At 35.4% G+C, this 18,923-nt stretch carries 18 protein-coding genes and 1 pseudogene; 1 reads left to right on the top strand and 18 read right to left on the bottom strand.

Annotation, left to right across the window (positions count from 1 at the left end; translation table 11 throughout):
* Positions 1-4 precede the first annotated feature (4 nt).
* From J2S74_RS25885 to J2S74_RS25800, 18 genes and pseudogenes are all read right to left on the bottom strand, one after another.
* Entirely contained in the window at positions 5-1,009 is a 1,005-nt protein-coding gene (locus J2S74_RS25885; protein WP_307332202.1) for a helix-turn-helix transcriptional regulator, read from the bottom strand.
* A gap of 30 nt (positions 1,010-1,039) precedes the next feature.
* Positions 1,040-1,321: a hypothetical protein gene (locus J2S74_RS25880; RefSeq protein ID WP_307332198.1), complete on the bottom strand. Its 282-nt coding sequence runs from the start codon at positions 1,319-1,321 to the stop codon at positions 1,040-1,042.
* A gap of 618 nt (positions 1,322-1,939) precedes the next feature.
* Positions 1,940-3,040, bottom strand: a complete 1,101-nt coding sequence (locus J2S74_RS25875) for a hypothetical protein (protein ID WP_307332196.1) — start codon at positions 3,038-3,040, stop codon at positions 1,940-1,942.
* Entirely contained in the window at positions 3,037-4,488 is a 1,452-nt protein-coding gene (locus tag J2S74_RS25870) for a hypothetical protein (RefSeq protein ID WP_307332194.1), read from the bottom strand. Before J2S74_RS25870 ends, J2S74_RS25875 begins: the two co-directional genes overlap by 4 nt.
* 17 nt (positions 4,489-4,505) lie before the next feature.
* Positions 4,506-4,727, bottom strand: a complete 222-nt coding sequence (locus tag J2S74_RS25865) for a hypothetical protein (protein ID WP_307332192.1) — start codon at positions 4,725-4,727, stop codon at positions 4,506-4,508.
* Positions 4,724-4,996, bottom strand: coding sequence for a hypothetical protein (locus J2S74_RS25860; protein WP_307332189.1), 273 nt, complete (start codon positions 4,994-4,996; stop codon positions 4,724-4,726). Before J2S74_RS25860 ends, J2S74_RS25865 begins: the two co-directional genes overlap by 4 nt.
* A 14-nt stretch (positions 4,997-5,010) precedes the next feature.
* Positions 5,011-5,733 carry a hypothetical protein gene (locus J2S74_RS25855; RefSeq protein ID WP_307332186.1) on the bottom strand — a complete coding sequence of 241 codons (723 nt, stop codon included), beginning with the start codon at positions 5,731-5,733 and terminating at the stop codon, positions 5,011-5,013.
* 1,137 nt (positions 5,734-6,870) lie between these two features.
* A complete protein-coding gene (locus tag J2S74_RS25850) occupies positions 6,871-7,998 on the bottom strand; it encodes an SIR2 family NAD-dependent protein deacylase (protein WP_307332184.1) in 1,128 nt (375 codons plus the stop codon).
* Between the two features lie 7 nt (positions 7,999-8,005).
* Positions 8,006-8,326 carry a hypothetical protein gene (locus J2S74_RS25845; RefSeq protein WP_307332181.1) on the bottom strand — a complete coding sequence of 107 codons (321 nt, stop codon included), beginning with the start codon at positions 8,324-8,326 and terminating at the stop codon, positions 8,006-8,008.
* A 111-nt stretch (positions 8,327-8,437) separates the two neighbouring features.
* Positions 8,438-8,788: a hypothetical protein gene (locus J2S74_RS25840; RefSeq protein ID WP_307332178.1), complete on the bottom strand. Its 351-nt coding sequence runs from the start codon at positions 8,786-8,788 to the stop codon at positions 8,438-8,440.
* Positions 8,789-9,244: 456 nt separating this feature from the next.
* Positions 9,245-10,321 (bottom strand): M42 family metallopeptidase, encoded by a 1,077-nt coding sequence (locus tag J2S74_RS25835; RefSeq protein WP_307332174.1) that lies wholly within the window; start codon positions 10,319-10,321, stop codon positions 9,245-9,247.
* A gap of 537 nt (positions 10,322-10,858) precedes the next feature.
* On the bottom strand, positions 10,859-12,208 hold the full coding sequence (locus tag J2S74_RS25830) for an SH3 domain-containing protein (RefSeq protein ID WP_307332171.1): 1,350 nt from the start codon (positions 12,206-12,208) through the stop codon (positions 10,859-10,861).
* Positions 12,209-12,750: 542 nt separating this feature from the next.
* A complete protein-coding gene (locus J2S74_RS25825; protein ID WP_307332167.1) occupies positions 12,751-13,671 on the bottom strand; it encodes a cation diffusion facilitator family transporter in 921 nt (306 codons plus the stop codon).
* A 19-nt stretch (positions 13,672-13,690) separates the two neighbouring features.
* The gene (locus J2S74_RS25820; protein WP_307332164.1) at positions 13,691-14,275 is read right to left on the bottom strand and encodes a TetR/AcrR family transcriptional regulator; all 585 of its coding nucleotides are present in this window, start codon (positions 14,273-14,275) and stop codon (positions 13,691-13,693) included.
* An 879-nt stretch (positions 14,276-15,154) separates the two neighbouring features.
* Positions 15,155-16,246, bottom strand: a complete 1,092-nt coding sequence (locus J2S74_RS25815; RefSeq protein ID WP_307332161.1) for a hypothetical protein — start codon at positions 16,244-16,246, stop codon at positions 15,155-15,157.
* Between the two features lie 342 nt (positions 16,247-16,588).
* Positions 16,589-16,681 (bottom strand): annotated as a pseudogene (locus J2S74_RS25810) (hypothetical protein); the annotation flags it as partial.
* Between the two features lie 230 nt (positions 16,682-16,911).
* Entirely contained in the window at positions 16,912-17,241 is a 330-nt protein-coding gene (locus J2S74_RS25805; RefSeq protein WP_307332158.1) for a P-II family nitrogen regulator, read from the bottom strand.
* An 18-nt stretch (positions 17,242-17,259) separates the two neighbouring features.
* Positions 17,260-18,267: a sodium-dependent bicarbonate transport family permease gene (locus J2S74_RS25800; protein ID WP_307332156.1), complete on the bottom strand. Its 1,008-nt coding sequence runs from the start codon at positions 18,265-18,267 to the stop codon at positions 17,260-17,262.
* Between the two features lie 32 nt (positions 18,268-18,299).
* Between J2S74_RS25800 and J2S74_RS25795 the strand changes: the two genes are divergently transcribed.
* Complete coding sequence (locus J2S74_RS25795; protein ID WP_307332154.1) at positions 18,300-18,446, top strand: hypothetical protein; 147 nt, start codon at positions 18,300-18,302, stop codon at positions 18,444-18,446.
* The last annotated feature ends 477 nt before the right edge of the window (positions 18,447-18,923 follow it).

Genomic DNA, 18,923 nt, shown 5'->3' with positions numbered 1-18,923 from the left:
GGTATTATTGATAATTCTGATGCATTTTTTCCACTTCACCTTTTATCATCTCTACTAGTTTTGGTGGGTGCAATACCTTAGCATCACTACCCCATGTTAATATCCAACGGACTAAACCCTCACTAATAATGCCACGGGTAAATAGTTTAAACCTCGAATCATCAACTGGACGGATATCAGCTTTTCTACCAAATCGATCAATAACAACATTTACAAGGCCGGCTGCAAATTCCATTTCAATCGAAATTTCTTCACCAGAATACATATGAAAGAGCTTTTCGGTATACCGACTAATATCAAAGTTCACATCAGTTAAAAACGTTTCTTCAGTTTTAATGATCCCTTTATCAATTCGATCAACACGATAATGACGAATTTGTTTCTTTGGTATGTATTCGCCTATTAAATAGTAATAATCATGATTCCATACTAGCGCATAAGGTTTAACCCGGTAAACATTGCCGTTGTTACTTAATACAAATTGTTTGTTCATGTTGTAGCGACCATAGCGAAATTCAACAATTGTTTGATTAGAAATCGCATCATGTAGATCACTTATAATATATTTAACATTGTTATTTTCAGATTTAGAGTGTTCGGCAAGCAAAATCCGATTTTCAAGTAGTTCTGCTAGATATGTGCTCGTTAGCTTTTTAAGCCTCTCAATGATTTTTTCCGTATCAGACTTTGTAATAAATTTGGCTGAGGAAATAGCATCAATCATTAAACGTAATTCATGAAATTCAAAAGGGCGATTTTGATAACTATAATAGATTGGCAAACCATTTGCTTCTTGATCAGGGATCACAGCAAAACTATTAATCGTTTCTAACTCTTTTAGATCATTTTTGATTCCTACAGAATTAACTTCTAATTCATAGTTTTCCTCAAACAACTCGACAATTTCTTGTACTGTTAATTGATGATCAGAGTCTGTATATTTCTTTAGTATTTCCATTAATAACAGTAGCCGTTTTCGGTTCGATAATTCAGAGCTTCTCCTTTTCATATATTACCGCTCCCCTTTTCATTAGCTCTATTATTCTTTTAATTCGTATCCATACTTTTTATTTATCCTTTTTGCGATCTTATCTAAAAACCTATCAACCGTCGTATTTTCAACATCTTTTGTATACCATGCTAGCTTTGCACCTTTACTTTTCCCGTCATAAATGACTTCTAGTGGCCAATAATTCTTCGTTGTATAAGAGTAATCGAAGTGAACAAAAAGTTGCTTTCCTTTAGGACATTCTAGAATTGCCTTATAAACCGGATTTTTACCGTCAGTGTTAAATTTCACTTTTTTTAATTTTGCTAACATTGTATCCCGTCCCTTTATGACTATTTACCTAATTATACCATTTATATGGGGAACAAAAGGTGAATAATATTAATTTACTGAAACTGATTACAGCCATAAGAATGTTCCATCTCTGCCTGCCATGTTTTTTACCAGCAGTTCCACGAAATGTACCACTTGCTTTCAACGTGTTTCCCAATCGAAGAACGTCAACAGTTTTGAAGTAAAAAAGCCTAATCCCCCTGTCTTTACCGAGGAATTAGGCTTGGTTTTCCGTAATCGCGCTGATTGTGAAAAATGATTTTCTAATGAATAGTATTTTTGTACTGTGCAGTAATTGTAAATTTTCAAAACATTAATTATGTTAAGAGACTATGTTTCCGCATACCACATGGATTGAATAGTAGTTGCAGACTATTTTAATACTATCTGCGACACGCACTCAACCTGGCTTGGATGGTGATCGCAGACAAGATGTAGTGGTATTTACTGCAGCGATGAGCAAAGCGTTCAACAATTTACTGAAACACTTGGGAAAATTGAATCCAACCGAACAAGAACCCGTGCCTCCATTAGAGTTTCACACTCTAATGGAGGCACGGATGTTCGCTTTTTTTTACTGGATATCAACATTAACGTTTAACAGAGCCTAAAATAAAGAGCCTCGCAAACTATATCAAGAATTATATAATCAAACTCTTTCTTCGAGATATTCATTGATGATAAGAACTTATTGTTCTTTTTAAAGGACTTCCATAAAAGTTTTTTATCCTTATCATCTAATTTAATTTTATATAAAAGATTTGATAATGCGATTATCAAATCTTTATGTGAGGAACATAAAACTTCATTAGCTTTTCCGTTGCCTTCAGAAATAAATTTGCTGAAGTCTTCTTCATTATACTTTGGTTGCAAACCTAATATCGGATTTACAAGCAATTGTGTTGATGCTGACATTAAATTCACATAAGCTCCTAATTCAAACTGCTGAGCTTCGGTCATTTGATTATAATCCACTCCAAATGATTCTATCTTTTCAATCGCATCGTTGAGTTTAACACTTTCGTCTTTTATACGAGATATGCGTTCATTAAGCTCGACAATTGCAAGTTCATATGATTTTTTATCTCGCTTACTTATCAATGTAAAAATGTTTTCAAGTCGATTCTGATCACTTTTAGTCTTCCAAAAAAGAAGTCCACTACCCAAAAGTGCAAGGCCTGCAATTGCCCAGCCAACAGGTCCAGCAAGAGCTAAAAAAGCATTTCCGGCTGCCATACCGCCACCACCTGCGGCAAGTGCTCCACCACCTAACCACGCTAATGCAGCTTTAGTGGCTGCAGCACCACTTAGAGCGGATATAGCCGTACCTGTTGATGCAACACCAAAAGTTGTAGCTATTCCCATTGCTGCAGTAGGACCAAGGGCGGCTACTGCAACACCTGCGCCAACACCTGCTACACCTTTTCCAGCATTCTTGGCGACAGCATTTTTATAATCTGACTCGATTTTTTCAACCTGTTGTTTCCAATACAAACGAATTTCTTTTAGTTTTTTATATTCCAAGTGTTTCTGACTTGGCACGTTTCTAATTTTATCAAATAGCTCCTGAATATCGTTTAATGCAGTATAAAGATTGCTAGTATATTTTCCAAGCTCCTCTATTTTATCATTTGTCTTTTTGATGGTAGATTCAACTTGTTCTTGAGCAATTTGTAAATTTGATCTCTTCTTACTCACACTTTATTTCCCCCCAAAAAATAAGAATCTATTTCCATCTTATTTTTTAATATTTCATTATTTGGCACATTTCTTTTTTTAGCTAACAAAACAGATTTTTCAAAAGCGTGTATATACATATCACTATTCTTGAAATCAGTTATAAAATTTAAAAGATTTTTATCTTCATATAATTCCGATAATAGTTTTAGTCCCTCAATATAATTTTCTACAACTAATTTTTCTTTTCTCGCAAAGATTATTTCTCTTTCTGCTTTTTGTAAGCCAATTTCACGCTTAACTTCACCGTATAAGGAAATAGTAAGTCGTCCAACCCCTACGATGTTAAGACGCAAGAAAAACTCAGTCGGATTAAAAGATCCTGCACCTGTTACAAAACCACGAACAGTAGCATCACCTATATCTATAAGGCAAAATGTCCCATGTGCTACAGTCAACATTCTTTTAACAGTTGGATTTGAAAAAGGCTCACACTTTTTCCACATAAGTGAAAACGAACGAGTTTCTTTATCGGTTTCAGCAAAATATTTGATTAGTCTTCTGATTGCAAAAACAAGTCGAACTAACATCTCGTTTATAAAAACTGGAATGGCTTGCGTCAACTGGAATCGAGCATCATATCCTTTGGTATATATATTTACAGCTAGCTCGTTTATTGAGTTATCAAACTGTGACACCGGTATATTCAAAGACCTTTTTAATGCAATGATATCATTTGTCCATGTCCATAAAGGAGAAGGAATCCCCATTCCACGGCCCTTGCTATCTGATGAGCCTGACATATCAGATATTAAATGGCCAAACCAATTAGTAAATGCACAGAATAACTTGCTTGGTATGTTGTTTCCTCTTAACTCGAATTTCTCATCTGCATCAACTAAAGATATAAGTTCACCACCGGAAATAAAATGCGAAGAATTAGTAAACTGGTCTAATATTGAAAAGAACAAACCAAGCAAACTAGGATTATGTGCGAGTGATTTAAAATGATGATTTGTCGGACTTAAATTAAAAACAAAACTTGCCGCGTCACCAGCTCCACGCTGGTCATATGGAATTTTAAACTTATTTTCAAGAAAACGAATTGCTGAAGACAAAGAGTTCTCTCCTTTATCTTCCCATCCGTACAATTTAGCAAAATCAGTTGTTCGATTAGCAAACCACTTATCAGTAATATCTCCGAGAGGTGATTCTCCAGGTTTACCAACCAAGAAAATATCAATGATGCCACACAATGCACCTGAACTCACAGCTAATATATAGTCCAATTTATCACAATTAGGCTTTAAGCATTTAATTGACTCAATTGTTTCATCTAAATTATGTATTTCTAATTCTGCTTGATTTAGTGCTGCGACAATAGACGATGTGAAGTCATATTCACCATCCACAACGCTCATCTCAAGCAACAATTTTTTATTTTGATTTTCTCTAAGTATCTCACCCACCTATGTACACCTCATTATCACTTATTTTTGTTCTTCCTATGATCGTGATATGTAATTTTAACCTCTGCATCCAACCGGAATTCATCGTAGAAATTAATTTTCTTTTCGCTATCAATAGTGACTGATTCTACTTCACCCTCATCGGTTAGCCAACCAGTAATAATATCATAATCCAAATTTACCGTAATGGTTGTATATCCAGCGTCTTCAAAAGATTTTACTACATCTTCATAGTTCATCCATTTTGCATCAGGGTACAGGACGTGTTAATTAATTCTTTCCCCTCTGGTGTAACGTCATAGGTTTTTTCAACCTCTTTGATTTCCAAGATTGGATTGTATTTGTAATAAAGAATGAACAATTTATTGTACATCTTTGTAAGTTGCTCATAGGATACATTTTCTAAATGTTTGTTTTTCTCACTCTTACTTTCTTTTAACCAAACGAAAAAAGTCGTGATTGTAGCAGCTATTAAAGGACCTGCAATATATTTTAAAATTAAGTCCATTGTCTTACCCCCTTTTATTTCATTTGCTTTGACTTCACCCAAAGTTCTCCAAAGTCATAATTACTGCGTGGATCATGTTCCATTTCAATCAATTTCTCTCTCACACTTACCAATGCTATTTCAATGAGATTATTGAAGAATTGGATAGGATAAGAGATTTTCCACACTTCCCATTGACCGTCTTTTTCTAACATTGTGAAATGAACATAATGTGGATAGTCAACATGGTCAAACAACTCTTGAGCACCAATTGATCTTGCTTCATGTACTAAACTATTACGATATTTCCACAAGAGGTTTACATGGGTAAGAGTGTGTATATCCACACCCATGATTGAAGTATTACCTTTAGGCATTAAGTCTTTTATTTCCTTTAATAAAGAATCACAACTAAATGGAGTTGCACTTGCAGGTGGGTAACGATCTATTCCTTTAGAGACATGTTTCTTTAATCTTTGAAACTCATGTTCTTGTGTATTCTCAAGAAGTAATGCCAATTGTTGAAGGCTCACTCTTTCTGCGTCTTCCCATTCACAAAACTCCATTATAAATCTTTTGAACCTATCTGTATTACGGTATCTATCTCCGTAAACTCCATTGGAGATTGTCTCTAAAAGACTAAAAAGCAAGGTCTTTTGGTGGTTTTTGAAGAACCTTTCTCCTTGAAGTTGGTTTATTGATTTTTGTATATCTTTCATTGCTTGAATGTATGAATCAATGCCCTCTTGTAAATCCATTGCAATCCTCCATATATTTCCTTATATTAAAAGTGTATCTCACAAACTACTTTTTTCCAATAAAAAATCCTTCCACCATTTGAATCATGAATAGACGCTTGACTTAAAGAAATTCCAATTCCACCTTATCAAATTTCTTTATTGCTTTGTGGCTTGTAACAGAAAAAGAGACCACTTAGGCCTCTCTCTCATCATTCCCAATCTTATATCACTTTCCTAACTTAAAAATGAAGATATTTGTTGCATAGTAAACCGTCTACTACGTAATACAAGAGTTAACCTGAACCTTTTGCAGAAGACTGATCTTATTGAAAGTCAATCATATTTCTTAGCAGTGTAGTTGAAGTTTACAGATATCAAAATAAAAAACCCACTGATAAATCAACGGGTTATTTCAAAGTAGATAAGAGTGCCATGAAGAGTGCCCAAATCATGAAAAATATAAAATACTAGAAAATAATAAAAATCACCGAAACCTTATTGTAGAGCATGTTCAAGCATTATAGGTAACCAAAAATAACTATCTTACCATAACTTCAAAACCTTTTGGGAGGCGCGTGACGTCTCCGCTGGGTTCGATTCCCAGACGGTCCCGCCAAACTATATATATCAAGGGCTTCGGTCGTTTTCCTTTCTATATTAGGAAAGGTAAGACCGACCCTTTTTTTATGAAGTGGTGCCCAAATGGCGCCATTTGTATAAACTCGTCTTAATTTCCTTCAGTATTAGCATTTTCTTAAAAATACTGATTATAAAGTTGACACCGTAGCTTTAGGATTAGCTGAGTGTGTACTTTAGTAGTCTTACTTTTTTCATCCTTCGATCTAGGGTCAACATGATCAATGGCGGGTATTCTGGAACACTCTTAGAGGTGAAGTTTCTGGGTACCTATACATACGTTTTCCAATCCTTTTAACGTTCTTGGATTTTCCGTTCCAAAACGGAGTCAATTAGTTTTCCTTCGTTATAATTCCTTCACTACGCATGTTTCTAATCTACTTATATATAATTCATTTAACTTTGTTAACTTTTATAATTAAAAAAATCTATTGATTTTCTGACAATATATCGTAACTCCTTAGTTGTAAAACTTTTATCTATTCCCATAGGTTAAGGTCAGAGGGATAAAAGATGCTGTCATACCAACTCATCTACTAGCTTCAACACTTCTCCAGCCTTCCCTTCAATAATAAGGTCAAAGTTGTGATGGGAAGCATCAACTTCGGCATTAATGTAGACGGTTTTACCACTTGTCATTTGGGGAAGTTGACTAGCAGGATAAACTTCAAGGCTTGTTCCGATCACTATAACAAGATCTGATTTTCGAATATGTGAAAGTGATTCCGTCCAGCTCTCTTCAGGCAACATTTCCCCAAAAAGAACGACACCTGGGCGAAGCTTCCCACCACAAAACTTACAGTTACTTTTGCTTAAAAATTCATCCTCTTTTGCAGACTTAGCACAGTTCTCACAATGAAATTTCTGAATCGATCCATGAAGTTCATAGACATTCTTGTTACCAGCTGCATAATGAAATCCATCAACGTTTTGTGTTGCAATCGCTTGAATCAGCCCTTTATACTCCCAAGCTGCCAATATTTCATGGCCTTTATGAGGTGTGCATCCCTTAAGTGCATCGATCCGCATGCTATAAAATTCATGGAATAGGTCATAATTGTTTCTAAGCGCATCGGTTGTTGCAACCGTTCTTGGGTCAATATTATTCCACCAACCTTCCTTTGAACGAAAATCTGGAATATTTGATTCAGTAGACATACCCGCACCAGTTAGTACCGTTGTGTGAGTTGAGTTTTGAAGCCAGGTTGATAAGGTAACCATTTTTGGTGAGTATTCTGGTAGACATAGTTTAGACCATTTATTTAATCGATGAGAATCAATTCGGTAACCGTACTTCTCCTTAACCTCCTTTTGTAATGCATTCCAAACACGTTTTCGAAAAGCAGGATGGACTTCACGAGGATTAAGCAGTGGCCACGGATAATGATCTAGTAGCTTGATTGCTTTTTCCCAGGAAGTAGCTTCTTTACCACGATTATATAAAGAAGATTTCAATGGACGGACTTCTTCAGTTGACTCTGTAGGTTGAAAAGATTCGTCCTCAAGATCATCGAAGTTCATCTCATTAACAGCTTTTTTAAATACCCATTGCCCAGGTTGTTGCTCTTTCCCTAGCAACGTAATACTTCCACCCTCTGCACCTAATGAAATAATCGTTTTCCAGTCATTTCCCATAGCTTTATTCACTCTCCTCCTAGTTATCATCCATGTATGAATGGTAATGCTTTTTGAAATAAGGATCTGTTTTCACGATTTCTTTTAGGCATTCCATTTCTTCATCATCAATAACAACAGTTCCATATTTCGAGTAGATATTTTTATAAAAATTTACGGTCATATATGTTTCCCGCTCTGCTTCACATTGTATTGATTCAATGGCTTCTTTTCTATTACTTTCTTCAATTCTAATTTCGAAATTACCATCTTTGTCATAAATGTTGACGTAATAAATCGGTTCATATTTTCCCGATAGAATCCAGTTTTCGTTATTTTCTAGATCACCAATATTGTACAATTGCAAAAAGAAACCAACCCATTCCTCAACCCCTCCATTTTCATTTGTATCTTTATTTTATATATCCTAGAAGAGTACACCTGATATATTTTTCAAAGGGGTTGATTTTCATTATTTGTTACACTCTTTAGTTGCAGTTATTTGAGATTTGGAGTCAGAATTATTTAATTGCTCGACCATATCTTTAAGCCATACTTCACATTTTGCCTGAAGCATTGGAAATGGATGACGGAATGACCATTTTTTTGTTCCGGGTAATCCAAAAATTTTTCTTTCTTTAGGCAGTCTAGCTAGTGCATCATTAGCTAGTTTTCTAATTTTTGAATTTCCTCCCCAAGCTAAGATTAACATCGAGTCCATACATTTAAATGTTTTCTCTCTTTCTTCATTTCTATCATCTGCAAAAATAGAATGATGGATAAAACATTCCAATCCATTAGCTTGGGGATTTTCACACTGCATTTGCTGATGTGTTATGTGGGAAGAAGGACAAATATGCCCTAGCAGAGCCAGATGATTTTGCAGATTGGAAAGATTTATTAGAAGACTTAGCTAATTAAAGGGAAATGGTTAAAGTTACTTCCAACATAGCGGGCTCTAACCCTATTCCTTTAAAACTTGTAATTGAATATGGACAAAAGATATTACTTCCCTCGTTATCTTTTTACGAATGAACATCAAGAAATTTATCACGCATCACCAATACATTTACCAATAAAATAAAAATGCGCTTCTGGATAAATAATAAAGTCCATAATCAAAATCGCTTGAATTAATTATCAAGCGATTTTGTTGTTATTTCTTATCCTTTTTAGTTCTAATTTTATAGAGCTAATATATTTGTTAAAACGGTTGTTTTTTTGCTTTTTTACTCCAAAACCGAATCCGTTATACAATTTCTCCAACCTTTCAGTCCTCTTATCTTAAACCTTTAATCTGTTTTACAGTACTATTGTCCAACTTTTTAATTACTTCACATAACAATTCGACAGCATTTTCTAAATCATCGTCGTGTACGACAGATACATGACTATGGATATAACGTGCTGGCACACTAACAACCATTGTCGGTACACCATTATTGGCAACGTGAAATCTTCCAGCATCCGTTCCCCCACCACTCATAATATCTATCTGATACGGGATGGAATTTTCTTTTGCAGTTTCCTGAACAAGGTCACGCAATTTTCGATGTGGGATCATGGAACGATCCATAAAGTATAAAATAGGACCCTTTCCTAACTGCAATCCAGCTTCATCTTGATTCATTCCTGGGGTATCTCCTGCAACTCCTACGTCTGTAGCAAAGGCAATGTCAGGTTTGACCATATAGGCTAACGTTTCAGCTCCCCGTAAACCAACTTCCTCTTGAACGGTTGCACCAGAGTATAATGTATTAGGAAGATTTTCCCCTTTTAGCCGCTCTAGAACTTTTAAAGCTATGTAACAGCCTGCACGATTATCCCATGTACGACTTAGTAACATTTTTCTATTTGGAAGAGGTTCAAACGGACAAATGGTGGCAACGGGATCCCCTACTGCTGCACCAAAAGACTCCGCCTCTTCTCTGGAACTTGCACCAATATCGATAAACATTTTGTCAATTTCAATTACTTTCTTCCGCTCTTCTGGAGAGAGAACATGAGGAGCCTTCGAACCTACTATCCCTGTTAAATCCCCTTTTTTGCTCAAGATTTTTACCCTCTGAGACAGAAGTACGTGCCCCCACCAACCACCTAAAGGACGAATTCGTAAAAAACCTTTCTCCGAAATATGACTAACAATAAAGCCAACCTCGTCCATATGACCCGCAAGCAAGATTTTAGAATCCCCATTACCAACTTTCCCTACAATACTTCCTAAATTATCTGTTTCAACATCATTCGTATGTTTATTGATTTCTTTCTGCATGACTTTGAAGATCCTATCTTCAAAACCTGGTAATCCTTCTGTTTCTGTTAAATTCTTCATTAATTGATATTTTTCTTTCTCCAAAAAGAATCCCTCCTAAAGCTGTTTCTTATAGAATCAGTTAGAAGGGAATTTTGTATACAAGAAGCTTATATGTAATTACCTCTGAATATAATGATATTAAAATTACTTCCAGAATAGCAGGCTCTAACACCTAACAATATATATAAAACCGATAATGTTATTGGGTTTATGGAACAGAAGCCCTCTCTACAGATCCCAACTGCTTACAGCCACAATATTTACCACTTGCTGTCAACGTGTTAACCAAAGAAGGATGTCAACGATTTTAAAGTGAAAAAGCCTAACCCTTCTTATGTTTACTCAGGAATTAGGCTTTGGTCTTCCCAAAATCACGATAATTATGGATTATCATTCTAATAAACAGTATCCTTGTAATGCACAGGAAAAGGCTCTGATTTTCTTGCGCTCCCATCTTGAAAGCGCAAGACCAATCTTGAATTCTTAACTCTTTATAAGCCACTTATGCCAAAGAAATTAACTTAGTATCAACTATACCAGATATCAAGAACCATTTTAATGTTCTTATTTTCGTACAAGTTATTGATAAATAACAAGCCCCGGTTTCGGGTTGAGATTCATAACTTCTTCTGGAGTCATTAAAGGATCATCATAGTGGACCCCTGGTATATCAGAATAGTAATACCATAATTTAAAGCCTTTGTATGGTATATTTGTTGCCTTTGAATTTGTCGCATGTGTCGCTATCTTTCCAGAAGGTGGACCCCAACCTGACGTATTATGCACGAGCAACACGGGATCATAATCAACGGATATGACTTCAATATCAGGTACCATCTTTTCAACGAACTGATGGAAAACAAATTGTCGGATACCTGGAATCTCATTGGAAATCATATATTCACGCATCGTTTCTTGAATTTGATTTATTTCATCGCCTGTTAAATGTCCTATCTCTCTCATTGGGTTATTCGTACGCCATTCCGGATCAAGAGCTAGATGGACATTGGGATATCTCAGAAATGGCAAGATTTCATTCAGGGCATCAATAGGATGATATTTTCCCATTTGATGGTCAAGATATACTAAGACACCATTCTTATAGGCTTCCTCAATGTATGACATCATTTGGTCGAAATTTAATATGCCAATTTCGCCTCCCGGTTGCACTGTTCCATATATAAGGTAAATTGCTGGGATGACACCTTTATCACCATTAACAGAATCGTATTTTTCAGATGTCTTTTCTAACAGAGATATAAGCTCTTCCACAGAGTGTCGCCCTACAATTCCCATTAATCTAGAATTTGGGTGTCCGTAATAGGCAACAACCGTATTATCGTCAAAAAGGGTTGGAGATGTAAAGAATTCATTCATTTCTTCATCTTCAAAAAGGTTTAGATCTGATAAAAATTCTCTAGAATCCCTAACTGTAAATTTAGTTAAAACCCAACCTTCAATCGTATTATCTCCATTTCTAACTTGAATCTTAAACCAGTCTTCTTCTCCATCTTTCACTTCTTCCAAAACTTTTACTTGTTTTCCTTTAGTGATGATCCCAAGTGATGTACCTTGGGCTTCTCTGTATGCTCTGATATTCAACCTGTCTACACTAACATAAGCGACATTTTCCCGAACTTTATTATCTGCCTTATTTTCCTTAACTTCACTTGTTTCTTCTGTTTCTTCTGCCTTCTCTTCTGTTTTTTCTACCTTATCTTCTTCTATTTCTTCCGTCTTCTCCTCTTCTTTTAATTCACCTTGTTCATCTACTCCATTTTCGTTGGTTTTGTCCTTATCCTCTAACACTTCCTGATCCTTAGGATTACTATCTTCTTCTGGTGATGATGTTTCGTTACTACACCCTACTAAACTAATAGTAAATACTAGAAGTAATGCTAACATGTTTAATAATGCTTTTTTTGACATTCTGGCCCCCCTTTTTTATCTTATCAGCTGGGACATGGGGACAGGTTCATTGTCCCATTTATCTGTGGGACGCGGTACACATTATACCTGTCCCTTTTTCCCTGTCCCCATTTTCCCTCAACTCAAAAAAACACTTACTCTTGTAACATTATATATTTACATGGGTAAGTGTATGTATAAAAGAAACAACAACAAACAAGAGAATAAGCGCTTCCGTAATAGTTAATTAAGAATTATCACCTGGGATTCCTTAATAACTATTAAATACTTTAAGAGTCTTATAGAAGATAACTTAACTTAATTACAAATAGTACATACTAGTTTGAATTTCCTTGTTGCGTAGTATAAAGTCAAATGCGAAAAGACGATCACACTGAACGTAATCGTCTTTAGACGATACTTTTCAATAGTATCGTTGACTGAGTATTAAATGATTTTGTGTTATTATTTAATCTTGTTCAATATAAGCCCAGACGTTAATTGAAGAAATTATAGTGTGAAAACAGGTTGAAGTTTTTGGTATATAATGTGACTTCCTAATTTTAAGCAAGATCCTTTTGAGCCCATCTTTTATCATTTGTGAATGAAACAGTGAGCCATTTTTTATATACTAAACCTTTTGTTTGTTGAATAATTTCTTCTCGTACCTTATCTTGGTCAGCAATTGTTACAATTTTTGATTGAGGGTTAAGGATGAAGTCTATCTCTATAAATAGCTTATTTCCGACCTTCGCAATTCGTAATATTGACTCATTAATTTGGTACCTAGTTTCAATTGAATTAACTACTTTCTTGAAATTTGTTTCAATCACTTGGTCTGGCGACATCTCAAGCACTTCTCTAAATGCCCTCGTAATTTCAACAATCGGTACTTTAATAAAGTATCCAGCTACAATTAAGACCATTAGCGGGTCAACATAAGGAATTAAAAATTGATAAGATGTAAATGAAATAATAACCGCTGTAAAGAATCCTAAAAGAACAGCACCACTTATTAATGTATCCATTTTCCATTGGTTTGCCTCAGCCTGAATAAAGCCCGATCTATCTTTATTTTTATTTAGTAAGAAATACACCCCAACACAACCAATTGTATTGACGACTGCGAAAATAAGAGCCTGCCCTACGCTTGTTTCTCGACCTCCAGATAAAAGAGATTCTATAGCTGTTATAACGGTTACTATACATAGGATTAAAATTACTGCATATTTAATAATAATGACAACTGGCTCTAACATTTCCTTACCATATGGGAATCTCTTTGTATCATTTTTTTTGATATATTGAGCTACAAGAAGAGATAGGAGAGACAACATAACACTTACTAAGGAATATAATCCATCAAATAAGATTAATTGAGAAGAAACCAACTTACCCCATACGACCCCTAATATTGCAAAAAAAAGTGCAACCAATACTGATATTTTCAACAATTTACTCTCGCTCGCTAACGATTTAAACATATAGCACCTCATCACTAAATTATGAATGATAGTCAGTCAGTGCGCTTTTTATAAAAATTACAACTTGGTCCTTATTTATTGCTGTTTCCTTACTACGCTGATTTGAGAGATAAAAGGCTTCAGCTGAGGTTTCGATAACATTTATAATCATCCTAGCTAAAGGACCAATTTCCACTTTGGTAGTACATAGTCCATTTTCCTTGGCACTATTTAATTGATCTTCCATCCAATCATAATATGGCTGATAAATTTCTTCCCAAATTTCGAGGGAGTGATAATAAGCCAAACCAGAGTAACAAAATAAAATCAATTCTTTGTATTCTTTTGTTATTTCGAAAGTTACGTCCACTACTGTTTCGATGGTATCATATATAGTCGCATCTTGACGATGGGCTTTTTTTATCTCTGCTAAAAGTGTATTTAGTATTCGCTTAGCAATAGCTGGTACTACAGCATTTTTGGAATCAAAGTATAAATAGAAGGTTCCTTGAGCAACCCCGGCTTCTTTTACAATTTGTGATACTGAAGCTTTGTCAAAACCTTTTGCCTTCATAATTTTTATTGATGCATTTACAATCATCTCATATTTATTATCTATGCTCACTTATCATTCCTCCTTGGGCACAAAATGACTGACTGTCATTCCACACAACATTCTAACATGATGTTACTGCTATTTCAAATTAAACTCAGCTTCAACTCTCTTCTGTTGCTCGCTAGTTCAAGTGATCGCTTTACAATCTGATGATTTTTACCATAAAGTAAGAAGATAATTTTACGTAATTGGTTAACTACTTACTGCGCGTATACTACGTAATAAAAGAGTTTTACTGGACCGTTTGCAAAAGACTCACCTTATTGAAAAAGGAATCAAAATTCTATAACATTCTCCCTTTCCCTTTACGGAAGATTGCAGCGATAAAACAGTCTGCCATTCTTTAGTAAAACAATTGGTGGTAAATGTTATGTCAGAAGTGGTACATATTAATGACTGTAATTACTTCAACTTTCAAAAGTTCTCTTCAACATAGTCAATTAAATAGTGATCTGAGAATCAGCTTCCTCTTCCTCTACTAGAAATTATTGATATCAATCCGTCAAGGCAACTCGATCTATCCGGGATACAATGGTAGAAATTCTCCTATTGAAGGAAAAAAACGTACATTCGAATAGCCCAAAATGTACAAACGAACAAGGCACTATGGTGGTTTTGTGGGATTACTTGGTAACAAGATCTGTTTGTGGTTTTAGAAATAAATCACATCTCTCCTAAAAGATTAAAGATTTAAAAAATAATGGTCGGGTAACCCGACCGATATATCTATTAAATTTTTAATTGATTTTATTCTCCGTGAATATCTATGTAAAATAAACTTATCCCAAAAATAATCGTCTATTGGCTCATTCAGAAAAAAGTTGACACCTTCAAACGTCGTATAAATAGGTTTTTATTTAGGATGTTTGAGGGTGTCAACTTTTGACGTTAATTTGCAAAAAAGGAGTCAATTTTATCAGCTAATGCTTTAGTAGCGGTATGCTTCACGTCTTCAACAATGCTCTTGTGTGGTTTAATTAGTAATTCCAGTAGTTTCTCCATGTCAGTTATGTAATTCTCATTTTCCCTTACACGATTAATCGTTATTTTTCTAGTTCCTAAAGATTTTTCCTTTTCAGATTTCGCTTTTTCATGGCGTTTTTTCGTATTATGTAAAAATTTAGTGATTACTTTTTCATTTATATGTAATTTATATTCATGTCGCTCTTCTTTATCCAGCAGCAAATTCAGAATACTCTTGTATGTACGTTCTACCCCACGTTCATTTAACTTGATTTCAAAAGCCTTATAATAAAAATCAATGTTAAGATCGTCATTTTGTCTTACTATTTTATTAACTTGTCTATAAAACTCGTATGTCCTACCTTTTACATAAACTTCCGTAATAATCTTAAAACCCATCCTTCTCAATATTTGTCCTTCACATTCCAATAAGAACCGTCGTTCACGTTCACTTGCAACAGCATGATCTTGAGCGTTTCTATGTTTTAGAACGAAGACATTCTTCACATCAATAAGTTCTCTTTCTCTTAAACTATGGAAAGCCCGTCTTATTAATCGGTCTAAGTTATCGTAGCTAAGAGAATAGAAATCATTCACTGTCACTGGGTCAACGCCGGCATATAGGGCTAATTGGGTTGACAGTCTATAACATTCTATATAGTTCTCATTCGTCATTTTCATCCCAAGGAGCAATTGGTTTTTCGTTTTAATCACCTTCTTATATTCAGATAATACTAAACTATCCAAAATAAGTAGCTCAAGAATATGGATGTATTCACCATTGTTCTTTCTGCTGCCTTCATGCTTTCCAATACCTAGTTTTTCTTTTGGGGCATCATAAATTTCCTTTATGAATAATTTATTGGAATTCGCAACCTTTTCCATGGAAAAGAATCTTTCCATTTCCATTAGATGATATTTTTTTCCTTTACCGGCTTTTGGCTTAACTCCCAACTCAGCACACAATGTCTTGTAGTTTTTAAACACTTGCCCCTTCGATAGATTAGCTATTTTCAATACTCAATCCCCTTTCTATTTGTTAGAAAAAAAGTTGACAACCGCAAACCCAACTGATGCGTCGTAATCATCCTATAACTTTACTAAACATGACTATACAATGTCGGGAAAACGATGATAATTCATTATTGTCCCCATTATCAAAAAACATCAATGGGTTATTTGTGTCAATATTTCGAACAAAAAATCTGAGGATTGAATAACATTTTTTGAAAGATTTATTAGAAGACTTAACATAATTATAAGGAAATGGTTAAAGTTACTTCCAGAATAGCAGGCTCTAACACAATTATGGATTATCATTCCTAATAAGCGTAAGCGTAAAATAATTTACACCACAAATGTAAAATACTCACGATAAGAGTGCGCTTCTATTAAGTAACGAACAGAAAAACGCTGAATGATTAAACCAATTAACAGAACAAAGAATGTCATTTAACCAAGCTGAGGACTCCAAGGCTGCCACTCGCAAAAAAGCTCGGCACTATCCGCTGCCGAGCAGTGGTTACAATTATTCCGTTGATCGGATTAGATTCCTATAAAATGAATAAAAAGTCAATCTTAAGCTACTTTAGCAGGGACACCATTGCAAAAGTCTATTGATTACAACAATAAGTCAATTGGTACAATCCATAGCCAGAACCATTTTTTAAAACATTGTAAATTTAATCGTTATTAAACTTCTTAGGGCGAAGGATTTCGACATCCTCGACATAGGTTATGCCTGAATAGTTTTCGAAGTATTTCCCCGCAACCTGTTCCATGATATTTTTAGCCATGGTTTTGTATTTAACAATGACCTCAATTTTAACATTTGCAAAATCTTCAATCACCAAAGCACGATCTGACGTAGATCGCACATTTCGGCTGCCTTTACCTCCTGCGGCGACTATGGTATAACCAGTCGCGCCGCAAGCCTCAATAATCTCGCAAACGCCTTTTAAAATTAATTTCTCTGTAATGATCACCACTTTTTCTGCCTTATGAAGAGTCATAACTATTATTCTCCTTTCCTATAGATCGAAGACCACTTTTGCCAGCGCAATAAAGAGTGGGATACAAACTGCTATTGCAATGGGTGTTCCCACACTAGTTGAGGAACCAATATAAGCCGATGGATTGGCGGAAGGGATCGCTCCTCTCAATGTTGGAGGGCCAGATATATCAGAGCTTGAAGCCGCCATCACAGATAGCAGAATTACACCTCCGGGGCTAAAATCCACAGTTACATGCGCAATATACCCTATGCCGAAAGCCATTAATCCATGCATAATTGGCGCAATAAAAGCATAGACAGCATACAAATACGCTACTCTTCGTAGCTCATTGAGACGGGCATAAGCTTCCATTCCCATGACAAGCAACAACACGGATAAAAAACCACGGAAGAGCGGCTCATAAAAACTTTCCAGTACACTTTCTGAATTCGTGAGCAAGCCAAGGGACAGACCAAGAATAAGGGCGGATAATGCAGAGCCGCGCAAACTTTCTTTTACAATTCCCCAAACATCGACTTTACTGTCTTTTCCTTCATTTTGTTTTTTGAGATGAATGTTGGCTAGAACAATTGCTAAAATGAGAGCTGGAATGTCCATAAATGGATACAGCGCCGGAACCCAGGCTTCATAAAAAATTGCTTCTTCTTCCAGTAAGACCATAGCCGCCGCCAGTGTCGAAGCGCTAACCGCACCGAATATTCCGGCAGTCGCAATACCGTCTTCTCGTTTAATACCTGGCAAGAGGGAAAAGACAAAACTTCCTATTAGTACAATTGTTATACCAATAATAACAGTTGAAACGGCAGGCAGGAACATGGCGCTCAGATCGGCCCCACGAATTTCGATACCACCCTTGATCCCGATTTTCATCAAGAGCATGAACACAATAAATTGATAAATCGAGTTCGGTATTTTCAGATTGCTGCCAAGGGCTGCAATCACCATGCCACCTATGAGAAACCCAAGAGTCGGGGATTGAAACTGCACGAAAATGCTCGTTAAGAAATCAAATAAAAAATCCATCTGTCAAACTCCTTAATTGTGCTAATTTATATTTGTTAGAGCTAATTACATCTGCCATTGACCAACTGGATAAATCCAAAATCACCGCGAATAAGAATGAAAACGAGCTTAATGTAAATAAACTACCAGAAAACTTGGCAGTTTCACTAGCTACTTTCCATCCACCGTTTAACCTTTAAGTAAGGAAGGGTACTCAGGTGTAAAAGCAATAGTCCACTTAACCCAGAAGCAATGAGCATAATAAAAAGTAATGTTAACATGATGATGACAAATTCAATTATTCTCTTCTCAAAATGATGTTAAAGTATTAATAAAAATTTATTAAAAAGTCATACATTTTTTTGCTCCTTTTTTTTATAAATTTGTATTTGAATCAATTTCATAATTCACTTTTTTAAAAAGCAAACACTCTCAGAATAACAGTTATACCGTTAAAAAATTTGCTCTATTAACTTTGATGTTGATTTTCGCTTCAGGATGCTCGCTTTCCGCGGGCAACGCTTCAGCCTCCTCGTTCCTGCGGGGTCTTCAGCTGAATAGGTTACACTAAGTTGGACAGAATCGTTAAGGTCATATAAACTTGATTCAATACAAAGTCGAAGGAGAATCAATTATGGCCAAAAGGGAAAGAAGATTATATTCAAAAGAGTTTAAAG

The organism is Evansella vedderi (assembly GCF_030813435.1).
Classification (GTDB): domain Bacteria; phylum Bacillota; class Bacilli; order Bacillales; family Salisediminibacteriaceae; genus Evansella; species Evansella vedderi.
The sequence above is the reverse complement of the archived record's forward strand: the minus strand, read 5'-3'. Positions and strand labels throughout refer to the sequence as shown.